The organism is Rothia sp. CCM 9417, assembly GCF_048513575.1.
In the GTDB taxonomy this organism is placed as follows: domain Bacteria; phylum Actinomycetota; class Actinomycetes; order Actinomycetales; family Micrococcaceae; genus Rothia.
The window spans coordinates 46,342-65,371 of sequence record NZ_JBLXXT010000006.1; the positions used below are offsets into that span (position 1 = coordinate 46,342).

18 protein-coding genes are annotated in these 19,030 nt (G+C 60.8%); 7 read left to right on the forward strand and 11 right to left on the reverse strand.

The features are described from left to right. Positions 1-5: 5 nt before the first annotated feature. Positions 6-728 (reverse strand): DUF4870 domain-containing protein, encoded by a 723-nt coding sequence (locus tag ACN082_RS07730; protein WP_419100283.1) that lies wholly within the window; start codon positions 726-728, stop codon positions 6-8. A 184-nt stretch (positions 729-912) separates the two neighbouring features. Here ACN082_RS07730 and nadE point away from each other — a divergent pair, with 184 nt between their 5' ends. Further along, a complete protein-coding gene (gene nadE, locus ACN082_RS07735) occupies positions 913-1,734 on the forward strand; it encodes an ammonia-dependent NAD(+) synthetase (protein ID WP_419100284.1) in 822 nt (273 codons plus the stop codon). Between the two features lie 295 nt (positions 1,735-2,029). Here the strand turns inward: nadE and ACN082_RS07740 are convergent, their stop codons facing one another. Genes ACN082_RS07740 through ACN082_RS07760 form a run of 5 tightly spaced genes read right to left on the reverse strand, consistent with a single transcriptional unit; the run spans position 2,030 to position 6,855 of the window. Further along, a complete protein-coding gene (locus ACN082_RS07740) occupies positions 2,030-3,343 on the reverse strand; it encodes a M18 family aminopeptidase (protein ID WP_419100285.1) in 1,314 nt (437 codons plus the stop codon). Between the two features lie 10 nt (positions 3,344-3,353). Next, complete coding sequence (locus ACN082_RS07745) at positions 3,354-4,502, reverse strand: lysostaphin resistance A-like protein (protein WP_419100286.1); 1,149 nt, start codon at positions 4,500-4,502, stop codon at positions 3,354-3,356. A gap of 46 nt (positions 4,503-4,548) precedes the next feature. Next, positions 4,549-5,841, reverse strand: a complete 1,293-nt coding sequence (locus ACN082_RS07750; protein WP_419100287.1) for a glycosyltransferase 87 family protein — start codon at positions 5,839-5,841, stop codon at positions 4,549-4,551. A gap of 6 nt (positions 5,842-5,847) precedes the next feature. Then, on the reverse strand, positions 5,848-6,330 hold the full coding sequence (locus tag ACN082_RS07755) for a hypothetical protein (RefSeq protein WP_419100288.1): 483 nt from the start codon (positions 6,328-6,330) through the stop codon (positions 5,848-5,850). 21 nt (positions 6,331-6,351) lie between these two features. After that, a complete protein-coding gene (locus ACN082_RS07760) occupies positions 6,352-6,855 on the reverse strand; it encodes a DUF456 domain-containing protein (protein WP_419100289.1) in 504 nt (167 codons plus the stop codon). Between the two features lie 97 nt (positions 6,856-6,952). Between ACN082_RS07760 and ACN082_RS07765 the strand changes: the two genes are divergently transcribed. The 3 genes from ACN082_RS07765 to ACN082_RS07775 all read left to right on the forward strand — a co-directional run bounded on the left by ACN082_RS07765 (position 6,953) and on the right by ACN082_RS07775 (position 11,062). After that, positions 6,953-9,817: a multicopper oxidase domain-containing protein gene (locus ACN082_RS07765; protein ID WP_419100290.1), complete on the forward strand. Its 2,865-nt coding sequence runs from the start codon at positions 6,953-6,955 to the stop codon at positions 9,815-9,817. A gap of 137 nt (positions 9,818-9,954) precedes the next feature. Then, positions 9,955-10,572 carry a lytic transglycosylase domain-containing protein gene (locus tag ACN082_RS07770; protein WP_419100291.1) on the forward strand — a complete coding sequence of 206 codons (618 nt, stop codon included), beginning with the start codon at positions 9,955-9,957 and terminating at the stop codon, positions 10,570-10,572. A 106-nt stretch (positions 10,573-10,678) separates the two neighbouring features. After that, positions 10,679-11,062: a cupin domain-containing protein gene (locus tag ACN082_RS07775; RefSeq protein ID WP_419100292.1), complete on the forward strand. Its 384-nt coding sequence runs from the start codon at positions 10,679-10,681 to the stop codon at positions 11,060-11,062. Between the two features lie 89 nt (positions 11,063-11,151). Here the strand turns inward: ACN082_RS07775 and ACN082_RS07780 are convergent, their stop codons facing one another. Together ACN082_RS07780 and ACN082_RS07785 are read right to left on the reverse strand one after the other, a co-directional pair. Beyond that, positions 11,152-12,645 (reverse strand): DUF1846 domain-containing protein, encoded by a 1,494-nt coding sequence (locus tag ACN082_RS07780; protein WP_419100293.1) that lies wholly within the window; start codon positions 12,643-12,645, stop codon positions 11,152-11,154. A 112-nt stretch (positions 12,646-12,757) separates the two neighbouring features. Further along, positions 12,758-13,528, reverse strand: coding sequence for a glycerophosphodiester phosphodiesterase family protein (locus tag ACN082_RS07785; RefSeq protein ID WP_419100294.1), 771 nt, complete (start codon positions 13,526-13,528; stop codon positions 12,758-12,760). A 464-nt stretch (positions 13,529-13,992) separates the two neighbouring features. On the opposite strand from ACN082_RS07785, the gene ACN082_RS07790 reads away from it, so the two are divergent. The 3 genes from ACN082_RS07790 (at position 13,993) to ACN082_RS07800 (ending at position 15,986) form a co-directional block, all read left to right on the forward strand. Then, positions 13,993-14,184: a hypothetical protein gene (locus ACN082_RS07790; RefSeq protein WP_419100295.1), complete on the forward strand. Its 192-nt coding sequence runs from the start codon at positions 13,993-13,995 to the stop codon at positions 14,182-14,184. Between the two features lie 72 nt (positions 14,185-14,256). Beyond that, positions 14,257-15,483, forward strand: coding sequence for an MFS transporter (locus ACN082_RS07795; RefSeq protein ID WP_419100296.1), 1,227 nt, complete (start codon positions 14,257-14,259; stop codon positions 15,481-15,483). Between the two features lie 5 nt (positions 15,484-15,488). After that, positions 15,489-15,986, forward strand: coding sequence for a hypothetical protein (locus tag ACN082_RS07800; RefSeq protein ID WP_419100297.1), 498 nt, complete (start codon positions 15,489-15,491; stop codon positions 15,984-15,986). Between the two features lie 15 nt (positions 15,987-16,001). On the opposite strand, the gene ACN082_RS07805 is transcribed toward ACN082_RS07800, so the two are convergent. The 3 genes from ACN082_RS07805 to speB form a co-directional block, all read right to left on the reverse strand. After that, positions 16,002-16,577 carry a hypothetical protein gene (locus ACN082_RS07805; RefSeq protein ID WP_419100298.1) on the reverse strand — a complete coding sequence of 192 codons (576 nt, stop codon included), beginning with the start codon at positions 16,575-16,577 and terminating at the stop codon, positions 16,002-16,004. A 96-nt stretch (positions 16,578-16,673) separates the two neighbouring features. Then, positions 16,674-17,942, reverse strand: coding sequence for a PLP-dependent aminotransferase family protein (locus tag ACN082_RS07810; RefSeq protein ID WP_419100299.1), 1,269 nt, complete (start codon positions 17,940-17,942; stop codon positions 16,674-16,676). A gap of 12 nt (positions 17,943-17,954) precedes the next feature. After that, positions 17,955-19,007 carry an agmatinase gene (speB, locus tag ACN082_RS07815; RefSeq protein WP_419100300.1) on the reverse strand — a complete coding sequence of 351 codons (1,053 nt, stop codon included), beginning with the start codon at positions 19,005-19,007 and terminating at the stop codon, positions 17,955-17,957. Between the last annotated feature and the right edge of the window lie 23 nt (positions 19,008-19,030).

A 19,030-nucleotide genomic window follows, 5' to 3' on the forward strand; every position in this document is an offset into this window, starting at 1 on the left:
GCCTACTAGCTCAGGACCTTGATGGCCATGGGGTAGTCGTAGACCTGCCCGTTATTTGCCTTAACAGCGGCAATAATGTGCAGAACAATGAGGGCTACCCAAACAGCAAGCAGGATAATCCAGGTAAATACCGCTGCTATACCAAGCGTGGCAATGGTAAGAATCCAGACAGCCACGTTGATAAGCCACATGGTGAAGGAGAAGTTAAAGGCCCCAGCCGCTGCGTAACGCACGAACTGGTAGCCGGGCTTGTCCTTGTAAATGAACCAGAAAATCAGAGGCCCAATAAAATTAAGGGATGAGACCGTAACTACCAGCCCAATCAGACCTGAAAGGTGGGCGAACAAAGCCATAGATTTGGCATCAGAAGGAATCTGGTTGCCGTAGGCATCAAAGGTTGGCTGACCAACGCCCGGCTGGCTGGGGCCGGACTGACCGTAACCAGGTGCGCTGTAGGCACCAGCCTGACCGGAAGGCTGCTGGCCGTAACCGGATGATTGCGGTGCGTAGGGGTCAGCTTGGGCAGAAGCGGGTTGCCGAGCGGTGTAGTCCTGTGTCTGCTGGCTGGGCTGACCGTACACCGGGGTGTCCTGCTGGGGCGCATTGGGGGCCTGCTCGACTGGTTCCGGCTCAGCCCGGTGGTTCGGTGACTGGGGAGCCTCACCCTCAGGGCCGATTGATGAATTGCTGTTCTGGTGGGGCAGGTGAGGATTGTTCTGCTCAGTCACGCTGAAGCCTTTCGCGGGATTTTTTACTTCTACCTAATACTCTAAGTCAACCCCGACAGGTTTATACCGTTGAGGGGCCTCATCTGCTCTGAAATCATTCTCACAGATGAGCATATAAGACCTCTTTCTCATTCTCTGGGGCTAGATAAGGCGCAAGGAGAGGGCTCCCGAGTAGCATGGAGTCATGCGCGAACTACAGGCTCACATTATTGAAGAACTGGGTGTTAAACCCACTATCGATCCCACCGAGGAAATCCGCAAACGCGTGCAGTTCCTGGTTGACTACCTCAAAATTACCGGGACCCGCGGCTTCGTGCTGGGCATTTCCGGGGGACTAGATTCCACCCTGGCGGGCAGGCTCTGCCAGCTCGCGGTGGAGGCGCTGGAACTTGAGGATATCCAGGCCGAGTTTATTGCCGTGCGCCTACCCTATAAGGTGCAGGCCGACGAGGAGGACGCCCAGGCCGCCCTGCGCTTTATCATGCCCCAGCAGACCGTGACCTATAACGTTGCGGCGGCTGTTGATGGTTTCGAGTCGGCATTTGCCGATGCCACCGGCCAGCCGATTTCGGACTTCAATAAGGGCAACGTCAAGGCGCGCGCCCGTATGATCGCCCAGTACGCCCTAGCCGGTGAGAGGAACCTGCTCGTGGTGGGGACCGACCACGGGGCGGAGGCTGTGACCGGCTTCTTTACCAAGTTCGGGGACGGCGGGGCCGACATAATGCCTCTCTTTGGCCTCAACAAGCGCCAAAACCGTGAGCTGCTCAAGGTTCTGGGGGCTGAAAAGAGGCTCTGGGAGAAGGTGCCCACCGCTGACCTGCTCGATAGCAAGCCGGGCCGTACCGATGAGGACGAGTTGGGTGTCAGCTACGACCAGATTGATGACTATCTTGAGGGTAAAGAGATTGACCCTGCGGCTGCTGAGAATATTGAGGGCCGTTTCTTGCGCTCACGCCATAAACGCACCACCCCCGTCACCGTCTTTGATACCTGGTACAGGTAACACTTTTGCTTGAAGTCAGCCCCGCCCGGTTGGTGCGGGGCAGACTTTTTAAAGCCTTATCGGAGCGGAACCTTGAGCGCTGTGCCCTTGGCTGGACCGGCTGGCTCGGGGCTGGCATTAAGTGCGTTGGAGAGCTTGGTGTCTTGGGCTCTGTGCCCTTGGTTGAGCCAACTGGCTCGGGGCTGACGTCAAGGGTGTTGGTATAGGCCTGGTATTCAAGCTCTGTGCCCTTGGTTGAGCCAACTGGCTCGGGGCTGGCGTTAAGGGTGTTGGCGAAGCCAAGGGCACAGAGAATTTAGAGTCGGTAGAAACCCTCAATAGCGCGGGCCAGGTAGGCCATATCAGCTACGGTGGTCAGCTCCCGGGCCGAGTGCATAGACAAGAGTCCAACACCCACATCGACCGTTCGCATACCCAGGCGGGTGGCGGTGATAGGCCCAATGGTAGAGCCGCAAGGAACATTGTTGTTCGATACGAACTCCTGGTAGGGAACCCCAGCGAGCGCACAGGCCTGAGCGAAGATACCGGCCCCCACCGCATCGGTGGCGTAGCGCTGGTTGGCGTTGATTTTGAGCAGGGGCCCGCCACCGGGTAGGGGGCGAACAGTGGGGTCGTGGTGGCCGGTGTAGTTGGGGTGAACCAGGTGCCCCGCATCGGATGAGAGGCAGATGGAGGCGGCCAGGGTTCGGCGGTAGTCCTCAACAGTTTCTCCCCTGGCCTGGGAGAGTCGAACCAGTACGTCTTCGAGGAAGGGCCCGGCGGCACCGGAGCGGCTTTCTGAGCCGATTTCTTCGTGGTCGAAGGCGGCCAGCATGACGGTGTGCTGGGGGTTGTTCGGCTGGTGGGCGGCGTAGCGGGTGAGGGCGGTCAGCCCGGCGTGCACGGAGCTGAGGTTATCCAGACGGCCCGAGGCAAAAAGTTCCTGGTTTTCGCCGAAAACGCTGGGGGGTGTTGCATCGGCGAACATGAGGTCGTAGCCCACGATGGTGGCGGGGTCTACCGGCCCGCCATCGGCGTGTTCTGCTAGGTAGGCCAGGACGTCTCCGGTGGAGTCCCCGAAGCCCCAGAGCGGGTAGAGGTTGCCCTGCTTATCCAGCTTAAAACCGTTGTTGGCTTCTCGGTCCAGGTGGATGGCGAGCTGGGGTAGGCGGGCGATGGGTCCGGTGGCGACCAGCCGGTTTTCTAGGTGACCGTCGACCAGTAGGGTCAGGCGTCCGGCTAGGCGCAGTTCTCTGTCGAGCCAGGAGTTGAGTAGGGGTCCGCCGTAGACTTCGACTCCTACCTGGTTCCAGGTCAGGGTGCGGATGGATGACTTAGGCTTGACTTTGAACCCCGGTGAGTCGGTGTGGGCACCGAGCACACGGTAGCCGGTATGGGATTGGGTACCAGCCCAGGCGATGATCGCTCCGTCGCGCACCACAAAGTGTTTGCCGGTTGCTGCGGAGCTATCCCAGGTTGCTTCTTCATCAAGCGGGGTGAAGCCGGCGCTGCCTAGGCGGCGGGCGGCTTCTGCGGCGGCCTGGAAGGAGGTGGGTGAGGCGGTAATAAAGGCCGCCAGGTCATCGATGTTGGTGCGGGGGTCAAGCGGGGTATCAGCCGGAAGAGTCATGGGACACATTTTACCGGACGGGGGCGGGGCGGGGTGTTGGCTGTTCTTTGACCCAGACCTGCGCGCGGCGGGTGCGGGCTAGGTTCTTCTTCTTGGCAAGGAGCACAACCGCAAGCACGAAAATACCGTTGGTGATCAGTGATGAGGTAAAGCCTGCTAGGTTAGAGCCTTCTTGCAGGAAGGGGTCAGCCAGGCCAAAGACCCCGAAGGTCATAGCGACGAGGTTATTGACCGTGTGCAGGGCGATTGCGGCTTCAAGCCCGCCGGTGCGCCAGGTGATGTAGCCTGCGGCGATCCCCAGTGTCAGGACGGACAGCTGACCCCAGAGGTCGTACATGTGGCCCAGCATGAAGAGTGGGGCGGGCAGGACGATAGCCCAGGCGGGGTGTTTGAGCCAGCGGCCGATGCTTTGCATGAGAAAACCCCGGAAGACCAGTTCTTCGGCATAGGCCTGAAAGGGAACAACGAGGCCAATACAGATCAGGAGCACTATGAGGGTTGTGCCCTGAGCTTGGGGTGCGAGCTGGTAGGTGCTCCCGGTAGCTGCCTCAAGGGCCAGGGGGATCAGAACCATGATGAGTGTGGACAGGCCCAGGCATACCATGAGCCAGCCCCAGCGCAGACGGCCCGCAACGGAGTGAATCAGACCCCAGGGCTTGGGGCCCATGATGAGGCGAGCCAACCAGAGGCAGGGGAACATGAGCGCTACCGACCCGAAGAGCACTGTGAAGATAAGGGGGTCTGTAAGGGCCTGGGCTTGGAGTTGGGCGGTCATGTCGCTGGCTGTGGCGGTGGCATCGATGGTCATCTGCCCGGAGGTGGCCTGCTCCTTGAGGGCGCTCATCAGGCTGGGTATGAGCAGGGCTATGCTCAAGATAAGGGCCAGAACAAGGTAGAGGGGAGCACCAATTACTGCCTCAACCAGGGGTTTCCACCAGCGGCTCTTGGGGTCGGTCAGGGCTAGGCGGTGGTAGCCCAGCTCTTGGGGCTCTTGCCGGTAGCCGGGCCGCCAGCCTGCCGGGGGTAGGTAGGGCGGTGGCTGAGTATTCGGGGTCTGCGGAATGACGGGGGCAGGCCAAGGCACCGCTTGCTGGGTCTGAGCAGGGGGTGTGGTTTCTTGGTCGGGTCCGTATTGGTGAGGCATCTGCGAACTAGTCATAGTATCTACCCTAGACATTTTTGGGGAGGCCCGTAGGGGCTTGACCCTAGATTTTGGTTTGGGTGCTCGCTAACTCTTGACGGTAGCGGAAGGCCACCAGAGCCCAGAGCAGCACCAGGGCGCTCAGGCAGATGATGGGCAGGGCGGAGAGGCTCAGCGCCAGGTGGCTGAGCTCGTCCAGGTTGTGGGTGGCCGGGTCCATGCGGATACCGATGCGCATCGGCCCGTAAATCAGACCGGCACAGCCCAGTACCGCTAGACCTGCCGCCAGCCAGCGCACCGGTTTGGTAGCTAGGGCGAAGAAGACGGGGAAGGCGTCCAGCCACAGGCCCGCCATGAGCAGGGGTAGCCAGATGTTGTGGTGGGACCAGGAAATCGGTGACATGGCCAGCATGAGGAAGCCGTTGAGAGCTATCTGTGACAGCACCATGCCCCGGCGGTGAAGAACCGGAATCAGGTAGGCAACTCCCACCAGCAGAGCCAGGATGATGCCCCCACGCAGGGCGGTCAGCAGGGGGCCTTCACTAAGACCTAAGTGCAGGAGCCAGCCCAGGGTGGAGATGTTGTCCACGTAGTTGATGTTTCCCACGCGGGAGGGGTCAGAAATGGCGTAGAACCAGAACTCGCGGGCGGCGGCGGGCATAAAGACGAAGCCCGCGGCTACCGTAGCCAGGAAGCTAGCACCCAGGGTGAGCAGGCCCTTGATGTCCCGGCGCATGAGTAGAATCAGCCCAAAAGCCAGCGGGGTGAGTTTGATACCGCCGGCAATACCGATCAGGACACCGCGTGGCAGACGACTGGCAGGGCGGAGCAGATCAGCCATGACCAAGAGCAGAATCAGGGCGTTAATCTGGGCTAGGCCGATGCTGCGGTCCCAGGGGCTGAACATGGTGATACAGGTAGCAAGAACAAGAACCAGTGAGCGGCTACCGAGGAGGGCCTCACCGGGTACGGTTACCCCGCGTAAGCGGGCGTAGTTGAGCACCAGAACCGAAATCCACAGGGCTGCACTCATGGCCAGGAGCGTCATCACTCCAGCGCCGACGCCCAGGGGCAGGAAAGCAAAGGGGGCAAAGACCATGACCGCAAAGGGCGGGTAGGTAAAGGGCAGGGCAATAGGCTTGCCCTCTTGCAGGTAGTAGTTATAGAGGGTTTTACCCGGGTAAAGGTCGCCAAAGACCACGCCTGCGCCGGTGCGGTAGACCTCGAAGTCCTGGCCGTTGAGAAAGATGGAGTGGCGAATGTGCCACTGCATGACCGCTAGGCAGAAAATAGCGGTCAGGATCGGCCAGATACGGTGGCGAGCCGGTAGCGTGGCGCTCAGGCGAAGAATGTTCACAACTAGCTACTCCTGGGGGTCCGCAGCCGTTCCCCGGTCCCTGGTGGCCGAGTCTTTGCGGACGGCGACCAGCTTGGTTCCCCTGCGGGCTTTGGCTCTACCGGGTAGGCGCTTGTCCACCCCTTCTTTCGTGCTGGTTTCCTTCTTGGGTAGAGCCGCTATGCGCAGGGCTAGTTCTAGCACCAGAAGCCCCAGGGCCGCGTAGAAAACGTAGTAGGAGGGGTAGAAGTAGTAGAGGCTGGCGTTCCAGCCTGCAACCGTTGCGCCCAGGGCAACAACGGCCAGGGCAAGAATAATGATGTGGGCCAGTGAAAACTTACCGGTGCCCTCACGGTTACGCCAGCTGATGTAGATAGACATGAGCGCAAAAAGGACGGGGAAGAAGATTTGGCCAGAAAGCGCCATGGTGTCATCGGTGTACCGGAAGATACCGAGAGCTTGGATGATTGCGGTGGCGGCCAGGATTAGGGAGGCAGGCAGAGTTTTCACGAGAGATTACTTTACCGTTCTTTAGGCAGTGACGAAGTAGATGATGGCGGTAACGGTGAAGATACTGCCAGCGGTGAGGGCGGCGGCTAGTTCGATGAGCATACCTAGACCCATAGATTTGAGGGCGGCCCAGGTGCTTGCCAGCGAGGTAGTAAGGTCACCGCCGCTGCGGGTGGTTTCGCTCAGGAAGAGGGCAAGTGCGAACCCCACGAACAGGCCAACCACGGGGATAAGGAACATACCGATAACAGCACCGACCACTCCCCAGAGGATAGATGAGTTGGGGATAGCCCTGCGTTTGAGGGTGCGCCCAGTCAGGAGGGCTTGAGCCATCATACCGGCAAGGACGATGGGTGCGCCCAGCCCTAGAAGCCACCACCCTTCGGGGCTCCGCAGGGTGAGGCTCCAGAGCAGGATTCCTGCCAGGACGGCCAGGGAGCCGGGCAGAACCGGGTAAACAATACCGATACAGCCTAGGGCAATGAGCAGAGCGGCCCCGAGGGTAATGATGATGGCTAGGGTCATATCTTCCAGTCTAGTCGGGCTGGGGGCTAGCTCCGCCCTAGGTGAGTGACCTAGCGGCTTGCTATAATCGGCATGACGCATACGATATTTTGGAGTGATGATGGCGGAGCCCACCCCCCAGCAACCAGAGAACGCACCTAAGCCGCATCAGGCACCAGGCCCGCAGGGGTCAGGGAACTCCCCCACCGCACCCACCCGTGGCTACCGGCAGGAACTCAGCATCGGGACCCGCCCCGTAGATGCACCCGGCGCCCCTATCAGCGAGCGCCAGGCCCGCGATATAGCTACCGGCCGAGCAACATGGCACCGCAAGGCCTCCAAACCCGTCTCCCTCTGGATGTTTGCGCTTTTTGCGGTGCTCATGACCCACCGGTGGATTCCCGAGTCGCTCTGGCTGATGGTGCACATGGTGACCCTGGGGCTGATAACCAACTCTATTCTGGTCTGGTCCCAGCACTTTACCGAGGCCCTGCTCAAAAACAAGCTGCCCGACAGCGCCCGCCCGGTTCAGCTGGTGCGCATCTACACGCTCAACGCTTCGATAGTTGTGCTCATGGTGGGGGTCATCTTCAACCTCTACCCCCTGACCCTGATTGGCTCGACCGGGGTGGGGCTTGTGGTGGCCTGGCATGGGCTGGCCCTACTTCAGCAAATGCGTTCTGCCCTGCCTGCCCGTTTTGGTACCAGCATTAGGTACTACATTGCCGCCTCCTGGCTCCTGCCCCTGGGTGCTACTTTCGGTGCACTCCTGGCCTACGACGGCACCAGTGCCACCTGGCATTCCCGCCTACTTTTAGCCCATGAGGCAGTGAACGTCCTAGGCTTTGTGGGCATCACCGTGGTCGGCACGCTCATGACGCTCTGGCCCACGATGCTCCGCACCGTCATGCTCCCCGATGCTGTGGCACGTTCTTCCCGCGCGCTGGTGCTCATGTGCGCCGGGCTCACGCTCACCGTCACCGGTGCCCTCATGGGGAATGTTCCCCTGGCTACATCCGGCCTGATACTGTACGCCGCCGCCCTGATTCTGGTGGGTGTGCTCATGGTAGGAACCACCGCCGCCAAGAAACCCTCTGACTACCCCACCTTCTCGGTGGCTGCCGGTATGGTGTGGCTGCTGGTGGGTGTCCTGTGGGCCGCCGTCCTGGTACTCACCCAGGGCCTAGAGAGCCTGAGCCTACGCCCCATCACCCCCGTCTTTGTGGCAGGCTTCTTAGCCCAGGTGCTGTTGGGCGCCATGAGCTACCTGCTCCCCGCGCGTATGGGCGGTGGGCCTAAGGCTGTGCGTGCCTCTAACCGGGAGTTCAACCGCTTCTCAGCCGGCCGAGTCACCATGATTAACCTGGCTCTTCTGGTCTTTATTCTGCCCGTGAACATCACCGGCTCATGGGTACGCACAGCGGCCTCCCTGCTGGGAGCTTTCACCCTCTTCGCTTTTATCCCGCTCATGCTACGCGGGGTCAAACAGTCAGTAGCTATCCGCAAAGCCATGATTCAGGCCCGCGCCCGGGGTGAAGCCCCCGTCCCAGACCCGGAAGCCCAGCACCCCCAACCGGTACCCCACCTGCGCCATGCCCTCATCGGTGCGCTGGCAGTGGTGCTGGTTGTAGGCCTGGGAGTGGCAGCTGATCCCGCCGCACGGGCACGACTGGCGGCAAGCGGGACCGGTTCCGCCGCTACCGGCCAGACCACCACCCTGACCGTTGAGGCAACCGCCGACATGCGCTTTACCCCCAACACCGCCGAGGTACCCGCAGGCAACCGGCTGGTCATCGAAGTCCACAACACCGATACCAAGAACGCCCACGACCTGACCTTTGCCAACGGCACCTCCACCGGGCGCATCAACCCCGGGGAAACAAAGACCGTAGAGGTCGGCACCATCACCCAGGATCTGGAAGGCTGGTGCTCCGTCATGGGCCACCGGGCCATGGGCATGACCTTTCAGGTAACTGCCACCGGCGCTACCAGCACTCAGGGCACCGGCGGTCAGCAGGCCGGGCACACCGCCGCAGGCCAGGTACTCTCCCCCACCGACATTGACCTGCAAGGCGACATCTCAGCAAACTACCAGAGCCGGGACGCCGCCCTAGCACCCGTCCCCGAGGGCGAAAACATCGACGGGCGCACCGTCCACCGCCAAACCTTCGAGGTCCAAGAACTCACCCGCGAAATAGCCCCCGGCACCACCCTGAACGCCTGGACCTACAAGGGCTCCTACATGGGCCCCACCCTGCACGGCAAAGTCGGCGATATTTTTGAAATTACACTGGTCAACAAGGGCAGTATGGGGCACTCCATCGACTTCCACGCCGGCACCGTAGCCCCCGACCAGCCCATGCGCACCATAGCCCCCGGTGAAACCCTGGTCTACCGCTTCGAGGCTGCCACCTCAGGCATCTGGCTCTACCACTGCTCCACCATGCCCATGAGCACCCACCTAGCTGCAGGCATGTTCGGCGCGGTAGTCATCGACCCACCGGACCTGCCCCCGGTAGACCGCGAATACCTGCTCGTCCAAAGCGAAGTCGCGCTCACCCAGGCCGGTGACACCCCCGAAGGCATACTGACCAACATCTCACCCGAAGGCCTGGCAGCAGGCACCCCCACCCTCACCCTCTGGAACGGCCACGCCACCCAATACCTACGCGACCCCCTGACAGCAAAAACCGGTGAGCGCGTGCGCATCTGGGTACTCAACGCCGGCCCCGGAGGCGACCTCAGCTTCCACATAGTCGGTAGCCAATTCGACACCGTCTACAAGGAGGGCGGCTACCTACTCCAAGGCGGAAGGGACGCTTTCGGCACCACCAAGGGGGCCTCCCAAGCCCTCGACCTAGCCCCCGCCCAAGGTGGCTTCGTGGAGATGACCTTCACCGAGGCAGGCACCTATACCTTCGTCAACCACGACTTCGCGGCCGCCGAACGTGGCGCTCGCGGTCAGATTAAGGTCACCGACTAGTCATTCGATAAGAAACCTGATGCCCCCGGCTCTACTAGAGCCGGGGGCATCTTGTGGGGGTTGGGTACGTCACCTTCGGGGGTATCAGGGGGCTTTTGGCCCGCTCTCAGGGTCGGTTTTCAAGTAGGCTGTTACTAATGACTACTGAACGCACCAAGCCCAAAATCGCCCTGCGCATCGGCGCGGGGTTGCTTGCGCACTGGCACATTCTTTCATCAGCGGTGCTGATGGGTGTCGGTGTCGTGGGGCTTTCTGCTACCTACGAGGACTACTGCGGGCGCACCGATTTGACCTACGCCCCCACTGAGCTTCGTGATGATATTGAAGGGGCCGCTCAGGTAGCCGGTTTGCGACCGGGTGTTTTAGCGGCCCAGCTCGAAACCGAATCTGGTTGGCGGCTGACCGCGCGTTCCCACGCGGGTGCGCACGGTCTGGCCCAGTTCACCCAGGACACCTGGGACATCTGGGGCAAGGGCGATATTGATAGCCCCGAAGATTCTATTGCCGCGCAGGGCCGCTACCTGGCCTATCTTTCAGAGCGGCTAGCTCCTTACGCTAAGGACCAGACTCCTCTGCAAGATCTCGTCTTAGCTGGCTATAACGCTGGCCCCGGCGCGGTAGAAGAATACGAGGGTATTCCCCCCTACTTTGAAACCCAGAACTATGTGGCAAAAATTGATGAACTGGCCGCCACCAAATATGCAGTGACCTGCTCCCCCTCCCCTGAATTTACACAGGCCAGGCTGGTTGGCTAAAACCTGCCGCACCTGCCTGCAGAACACACTGAGCAGAGCATGAAATAGAGTGCCTAGGCTAAGTCAGCGCGGGATAATGGAGCTAAACCTACTGTAAGGAGATCCCATGACTGATTCCCTCTTCCCCCTGGGCAAGCCCGCACCCGAAGGCGCTTTTACCGGCAAAGCCTACATGCACCCGCTGGCCCCCAGTAGCCAGCTCCAGTCACTAGCCGTCACCTTTGAAGCTGAGGCACGCACTAACTGGCACACCCACGATGTTGGCCAGCTCATTGTGGTGACCTCTGGAAGCTGCATCTACCAGCTTGAGGGCCAAGAACCCCGCACCCTCACCCCGGGCGAGGCCTTCTTCTTTGAACCCGGTGTTAACCACTGGCACGGGGCCACCGCAGAAGGGCCCATGACCCACATTGCGGTGACCCCCTTCAACCAGGCCGGTGAGTTCGTCACCTGGGGTGAACCCGTGGACGACGCCACTTACCGGGGTTAGTTATACAGCAAAGGCCCCGCCCGGTCTTCTGCACCGTGCGGGTGCCAGAATAAGGGGCGGGGCCATCTCACTCTATGAGCGCTCAGAATCTAGCGCTTCTGGTAGAGCGACTTCTTCTGAAACTTAGGGTCGCTGGTCACCAGCATGCCCAAGGAACGGAAAATACCCTCATCCACAGACCCAAGAATCGTGGTGGTGTGAACATCCACCCCACGCAGGTTCTTAAGCTGCTCTAGGGCGGCGCGGGCATCCTCATCATGGGCCGCTGACGTTGAGAGAGCAATCAGCACCTCATCGGTATGCAGGCGCGGGTTCTGGCTACCCAGGTGCAGGGTCTTGAGACGCTGGATGGGTTCTAAAGCCTCGTTGGACAGCAGGTGCTTGTTATCGTCCAGCCCGGCCAGGTGCTTAAGAGCGTTCAGCAGGGCAACAGCCGAACAGCCCAGCAGATCGGTGGTCTTACCGGTGATGATGGTGCCATCGGACAGTTCCAGGGCGGCGGCGGGTGCGCCGGTGGACTCCTGGCGGGCACGGGCAGGCTCTACCACCGGGCGGTCGGTGGGCTTAAGTCCGGCCTTAGCCATAACCACAGCGGCACGATCCGACTGGGTGGAGTCCAGGCCACCGCGAGCCTCATCGACCAGGGCCTTAAAGTAGCGGCGGATAATCTCCTGCTCCGAAGCGTAGCGGCAGGCGGCATCGTCAGTGATGCAGTTACCGGCCATATTCACGCCCATGTCGGTGGGTGACTGGTAGGGGCTGGTGCCGGTCATTTTTTCCAGGAGCACCTTCAGCAGGGGGAAGGCCTCAACGTCACGGTTGTAGTTAACCGTGGACTGGCCGTAGGCGGTCAGGTGGAAGTGGTCAATGACGTTAGCGTCATCAAGGTCCACAGTGGCGGCCTCATAGGCCAGGTTGACCGGATGTTCTAGGGGCAGGTTCCAGATAGGGAAGGTTTCAAACTTGGCGTAGCCCGCCTTCACCCCACGCCTGTTCTCGTGGTAGACCTGCGAGAGCGCGGTAGCCAGCTTGCCAGAACCAGGGCCGGGTGCGGTGACAACCACCAGATCACGGGTGGTTTCCGCGAACTCGTTACGGCCCAGCCCCTCTTCGGACACAATCAGGTCGGTGTTGGTGGGGTAACCGGGAATGACGCGGTGGCGCGACACCCTCAACCCCAGTCGCTCTAGGCGCTGCTTGAAGGCAAGAGCCTGGGAGTTATCGTCCTCCATCTGGGTCAGCACAACGTGCTCAACCAGAAAACCACGGTCGCGGAAGACATCGACCAGGCGCAGAACATCGTCCTCGTAGGTAATGCCCAGGTCGGCGCGAATCTTGTTGCGCTGCAGGTCCTTGGCGTTGAGGCAGATCAGGATTTCTACCTCGTCGCGTAGCTGCTCCAGCATGGCAATTTTGTTGTCCGGGGTGAAGCCCGGCAGGACGCGGGAGGCGTGCATATCGTCAAAGAGTTTGCCGCCCATTTCTAGGTAGAGCTTGCCGCCGATGTGCTCGCGGCGCTCCTGGATATGCCGGGACTGCATCTCAATGTATTTTTCACGGTCAAAACCAATTTTGTTCACCATGGAATTCAAGCCTAGCAAGCCCGCACCGCCCAGGGCAGGGACGGCGCGGTGAGAGTAGGCACTCTAACCCCGTGGGGGATCGGGACTAAGCTAACCTCATGCCTGTTCCGGCCTAGCTTTCCAGGTGCAGAAGCCTCTCCGGGTAGTCGGTGAAAACGCCCGTGGCACCCCAGTTTTTGAGCTCATTGGCGCGGGCGGCGCTATTGACCGTCCACACATTGACCCCGTAGCCGGCCTGGCGCAGGGCTCTCACGCTTGCGCGGGTCAGACCCCGGTCTTCCAGGTGGGCGGCTTGAGCATCAATTAGCTCTAGGACCGATAGCCAGTCAGGTTGGAAGGTCTCGGCAGTTAAGAGTGCCCCCACGGCGTACTGCGGGGCGCGGCGTTTGAACTCAGCTAAGAGCAGGTGATTGAAGGAGGACACGATAACCTGCCGCTCTGGGCTGAGCTGAGCTAGCTCAGCAATGACCCGGTCAATGAGCAGGTGGGAGCGTTCTGCCCCCTGTTCGTTGGATTTAAGTTCGATGTTGAGGCTCAGCCCGCGCTCGTTAGCCAGGGTGACGAGCTGGTCCAGGGTGGGTACAGGCTCACCGGCGTAATCGGGGCAGAACCAGGAGCCGGCGTCTGCGGTGGCAAGCTGGGCGGCGGTGTAGGTGTAGAGGGAGCCGGTCAGGTTGCTGGTGCGGTCTAGGTCGGTGTCGTGCAGGAGGACGGGGGTGCCGCAGGCGGCTAGGTCTACGTCGGTTTCAACCCAGGTGGCACCGGCGTCAGCGGCGGCGGTGAAAGCGGTGAGGGTGTTTTCGGGGCGGGTTCCGGAGGCTCCCCGGTGGGCAAAGATACGCATAGCACCATTATGGGGCAGGGCGGCGGTGGGGACGCTCACGTGAGGGCAAAGCGCGAGCGAACGGTGGGTGGCAGCTCAGTGCCGGAGCCGCCTGCGCTGGCCTACCCATGCCCACATAGCTCATCTACGTCTCCTTGCAGGCTTAGCCTTCCCCCCACCCACCACAAACTGAATGCGGTGAAAACCTTCACCAGCGTGTTCAAAGCACACGCACATGAAGGTTTGCGCCGCATAAGAGTATCAGGTGAGATGATCGAGCAAATCAAAATCAGAGCCCATAAAACGATAGGGGTGACTGACAGCTACCCCTACCTGCCGCTACCTAGAGCCAGCCCTTCACATAGGCCATCAGACCCAGAACTGCACCGACTGCCATACCGGAGTAAATCGGGCCGTTACCTTCCCCGTGAGGCTCTTTTGGGGTGACCTCCGGCGTTTCTGTTTCAACAATCCGGAGGTAATTTTTTACTCCCCCAATAGCGCTACCCGATAACATGCTAGGTATGAATGAAAAGAATCGGGCCAAGATCAGCAATAGTATTGTTGCCTGGGTTCTTGTTGCCCTCCTGGCAATAATCTTTGTCGTTGTTGCTTTTGTTGACCAAAGCTACAGGTCTGTTGTCCTGTATGTTGCCTGCCTTGCCTCTCTTGTTGCTCTAGCTTTCATTGCTTACCGGAACCGGCAGGACACCTAGCAGGTAAGCTACGGGAGCCCTGGGCTCCCCCGCTCTTTGAAGTTTGCGTTGCCCACGGATATGGAGGTCCTCATGGGTGCTCCCACCGCTGCCTCCCGCGTGTGGAAAGACCGTTCCCTGCTACCTATTGCCCTAGCAACTGTCGCAGCGGGATTTTCCTTCTACGTCCCGGTCAGCGCCCTGTTCCTGACGTCCAGGGGGCTGTCCCTAGAGGATATTTTCCTGCTGGAAAGCATCCTACTGGCCAGTATTCTCGTAGCCGAGGTGCCTTCTGGCCTGGTGGCAGACCGGGTAGATCGGCGTTGGGTCATCCTGACCGGTTTTGTGTTCAACGCGGTGGCCGAGATACTTTTTGCCGCTGGGCACTCCCTAGGCGCTTTTGCCTTATCCTTCGTATTCAGTGGGCTGGGCATTGCCATGCTCACCGGTGTGCAGGACGCCTATATTTATGACTCGCTGGGTGAGACCGCCGACGATATTTCGGTAGGTGTATGGGGTCATTTGAGTTCCTTAGAACTGGGGGCCGGGGTGGTTGGGTCTGTTGCCGGCGGTTTGATGGCGGCGCATAGCCTTTGGCTACCGGCTACCGTCAGTGCTGTCTTTGCGCTTGGTGCCGCTGTGGCTGTTGCTTTCCTGCCCGGCCAGCAACCTACAAAGGCTAATGGCCCGGAGCCTGAGAACACTTGGGCAAGCCTTAGAGGTGGTACCGGCTTACTTTTGACCAACCCTGTTCTGCTCTATACGGCGGTTGCCTCCAGCGCGGCCTTCGTCATTTTTAACGCTGTTTTTACACTCAACCAGCCACTGTTCCAGGCTGCGCAGGTACCGGTCGCCACCTGGGGAATCATCGGCGGTTCGGCACAGTTGCTGGCCGCTCTCTATAACCACTATGCCAGTTCGGTGGTTGATCGTTTGGGCCGCAGGAACAGTCTGCTCTTGGCTATGGGCTACGGGGTTGCAGGGTTCGGTTTGATGGTTGTCCCGCACCCTGCTGCTGTGATTGCGGGGTTTGTGCTGGTGGTTCTTGGTATGCACGCGCGAGGCCCCATCACACGGGCTGTGGCTAATAAGGTTATCCCGGCGCACCGTCGAGCCACGGTACTCAATGTTGCTAGCACTCTTGGTAGCCTGGTGGGTATAGCTGTGAACCCGCTGATTGGGTGGGGTGCCGGAGCCAGCCCGGGCGGTACTGTTGCCGCGCTTGCGCTTGTGCTGGCGCTCATGGCGCTCCTGTGGCTACCAATCGCTCACCGCTACCTTGATGAGGACACTAGCACCCCCGGGACTACCGAAAGTTGAGTGACATGGGTAAAAAGTACCTTGCCCGTCCAGGCACCATGGTTATAGCCTCCTTAGCGTTTGTTTCTATCATCCTTGCGGTATCTCTAGCGGTACCCAGATCCCTGACGGACAGGACGGGGAACATTTTGCCCGCCTTGCTGTCCTCTATCTTTGTGCTAGTACTCCTGGATGCGGCCTACCTTTCCCTCTTTAAGGTGCAGGTGCACCTCGGCTCCGCCCTGGAAATCAGGGCACCCCTGTGGCGCAGGGACATAGCCTACTCGGATATCGTGGCGGTGCAGGCGGAAGAAGATTCTGGGCTCAATTCCGGGGCTATTAACTGGCCTGTTGTCAAGACCGCGCAGGGATACCGGGTCAATATGGGTGGAAAGTTCCGCGTGAGTCTCACCGTGAAGGACGGTAGCGCCTATGAGGTTGTCATGAAGGATCAAGCGCAGGCCCTAGACCTCGTGCAGACCCTGGAGCAGGTCAGAAAAGACAGCGGCCACACGAGCGTGTAGAAACCCTATAAAGTCCTACCTCAGCCCCAGGAAGACAGCCGCGAGCACGACCCCAAAGAGCGTGCCCAGGGCCAGCTCAGGGACGGTGTGTTTGCGCAGGTAGTAGCGGGAGTAGACGGTGCTAGCCCACACTCCTGCACCCACCGCGTAACCCAGGGCGGGCAGGGGCGTGTAGAGCGGGAAGACCAGGGCGAAGAGGGCGGCCACCAGTGCGTGCATACTGGCCTTAATTTTGAGGTTGACCAGGGCAACGACCAGCAACATAGCCACCGACAGGTTGAGGGCCAGGGGCACCTGGCTACTGGTATCCACGAAGTTCAGGGCCAGCGCCCCGGCGGCGAAAGAAAGCAGGGTGCCCGCGTAGAAGGGGGTGCGCTGTGCCCGGTCTTGGATGAAGCGGTCCCCTACCCTGCCGGTGCGGTGCATCCAGAGGGAAAGGGCCAGGGGGATAGCCACGATGAAGAGGAGTGAGAGCGCCACGGGTACGACCCAGGTGGGGTCTGTGGCGATCGCAATGATGGCCAGCAACAGCCCGGAGAGCACAAAGGGCGAGAAGATTTCGGTAGCGGCTTTGCTGGCTTTCTCTAACATAGGCTTCACCTCTTCTCCTGCGATCTGCTGCGAATAATATAAAGGTGCGGGGCGCAAGCCTCACCCTGCGCCCGCACCTATTACCCTCGGCGGGGATTACCCGGCAAGCACCTCAGCCAGCCTCTTGACGCCTTCGGTCAGAGCCTCTGGCTCGATAGCGGAGAAGGCGATGCGGAGCTGGTTAGCGCCGGGATTGACCAGTTTCCCCTCGTTTTCTACCGGCTCGTAGAAGGCTGAGCCGGGGATAAAGACCACACCGGCTTCAATGGCCGGGGCTAGGGCGTCGGTGGCATCGGCGTACTTGCACCCTTGGGGCAGGGTTAGCCAGGTGAAGAAGCCTCCCTCAGGCACTGTCCAGGTGGTGCCTGCGGGCATGTACTTCTGGCAGGCATCCAACACAGCCTGGCAACGGGCCTGGTAGAGGGCGGCGGTGCGGCGGGTATGGGACTCCCACAGGCCCTCGCTCATAAAGCCCAGCACCAGGCGCTGAGAGAGCACCGATGGGCAGATGGTGACGGCTTCACCGGCAATCTGCAAGAACTTGCGGACGCGGAAGGGCGCGACCATCCAGCCCACGCGCACACCGGGCGAGAAGACCTTAGAGAAGGAGCCCAGGTAGAGCACGTTCTCGGGGTCCAGGGAGTAGAGGGAGCGGCGGCGCACCCCGTCAAAGGAGAGCTGGCCGTAGGGGTTATCTTCCACAATCAGTACGTCAGCTTCGCGGCAAACACGCACCAGCTCTTGACGGCGCTCATCCGAGAGGGTGATGCCGGTGGGGTTCTGGAAGTTGGGGATGGTGTAGAGGAACTTGACCTCTTTACCCTCAGCGCGGATGTCAGCAATGGCTTGGGCGACAGCGGCGGGGTCCAGGCCGTCCTGGTCGAGTGCGACCTGGCGCACATCAGCCTGGTAGCCCTCAAAAACACCCAGGGCACCGGTGTAGGTGGGGCCTTCTGCCAGAATGACATCCCCGGGGTTGACGAAAAGTTTGGTGGCCAGGTCCAGGCCCATCTGGGAGCCTGCGGTCATCTGAATATCGTCCACGGATGGGCGGGAACCTTCAGATTCCATGAACTGGCAGACCAGCTCAGCCAGTTCTTCCAGGCCCGCGCCGGAGCCGTACTGCAGAACTTCTAGGCCCTCTTCTTGAATGATGCGGGCGCTCATAGCACCGAGCTGTTCCAGCGGCAGCAGGTCCAGGTCGGGGTTTCCACCGGCCAGGGAGATGATGCCGGGGCGCATGGCGACCTCAAAAACATCGCGCACTGCCGAGGGGCGGAAACCGGCGGCACGGTCGGCAAAGTGGTGCATGATGCGGGCTTCAGCGGGGGTCGCTTCTGCCAGCAGGTTAGCTATTTTACTCACGGGTCTGCCTTTCTAACCGTTGTAGGTAATGTCAGCTACACCAGCGGCCGGTGAGGCGGGCTGGTCGGTGGCACCGATTGCGTGCAGGCTGATGAGTTCGTAGACCACGTGGGCGGCGGCGATACCGGTCAGTTCGGCGTGGTCGTAGGGAGGGGCTACTTCAACAACCTCAGACCCGACCAGGTTGAGCCCGCGCAGACCGCGCAGGATTTCCAGGAGTTCGCGGGAGGTGATGCCGCCCGCTTCGGGGGTGCCGGTGCCGGGGGCGTGGGCGGGGTCGAGCACGTCAATGTCGATGGAGACGTAGAGGGGTCGGTCGCCAATGCGCTCACGGAGCAGTTGGACGACTCTCTCAACGCCCAGGTAGTAGACGTCGGCGCTGGTGACGATGCCAAAGCCGAAGCGGGCGTCGTCTTCTAGGTCTTCGGTGCCGTAGAGGGGGCCGCGAGTACCTACGTGGCAGAGAGCGTCGGTGTCCAGTAGTTCTTCTTCAAAGGCGCGGCGGAAGGGGGTGCCGTGGGTGTATTCGGCCCCGAAGTAGGTGTCCCAGGTGTCCAGGTGGGCGTCAAAGTGGAGCAGGGCGATTTTGCCGTGTTTCTTGTGCAGGTTGCGCAGGTTGGCCAGGGCGATGGTGTGGTCACCGCCGATGGTCACGAGCTGCGCGCCGTCCTTGGTGAGTTCGTGGGCACCGGCCTCGAACATTTCGAGGGCTTCTTCAATGTTGAAAGGGTTGCCGATGATGTCCCCGGCATCTGCTACCTGGGCTTCTTTGAAGGGGGAGATGTTGGCGGCGGGGTTGAAGGGGCGGAGCAGGCGGGAGGATTCGCGCACGTGGTTGGAGCCAAAGCGTGCGCCGGGCCGGTAGGAGACACCGGAGTCCCAGGGCATACCGGCGACTACGATATCTGCTTTTTCTACCTCGTCCAGGCGGGGTAGGCGGGCGAAGGTGGCAGTTCCGGCCCAGCGGGGTACTTCTGCGGCGTTGACGGGGCCAAGGCGTTCTACGCCGTCAGCGCCGGTGGCGATGACGCGGTTGGGTTTGGACGAGAAAAAGGCTTCTGCCATGGTGAGGGCTCCTTGGGGCAACG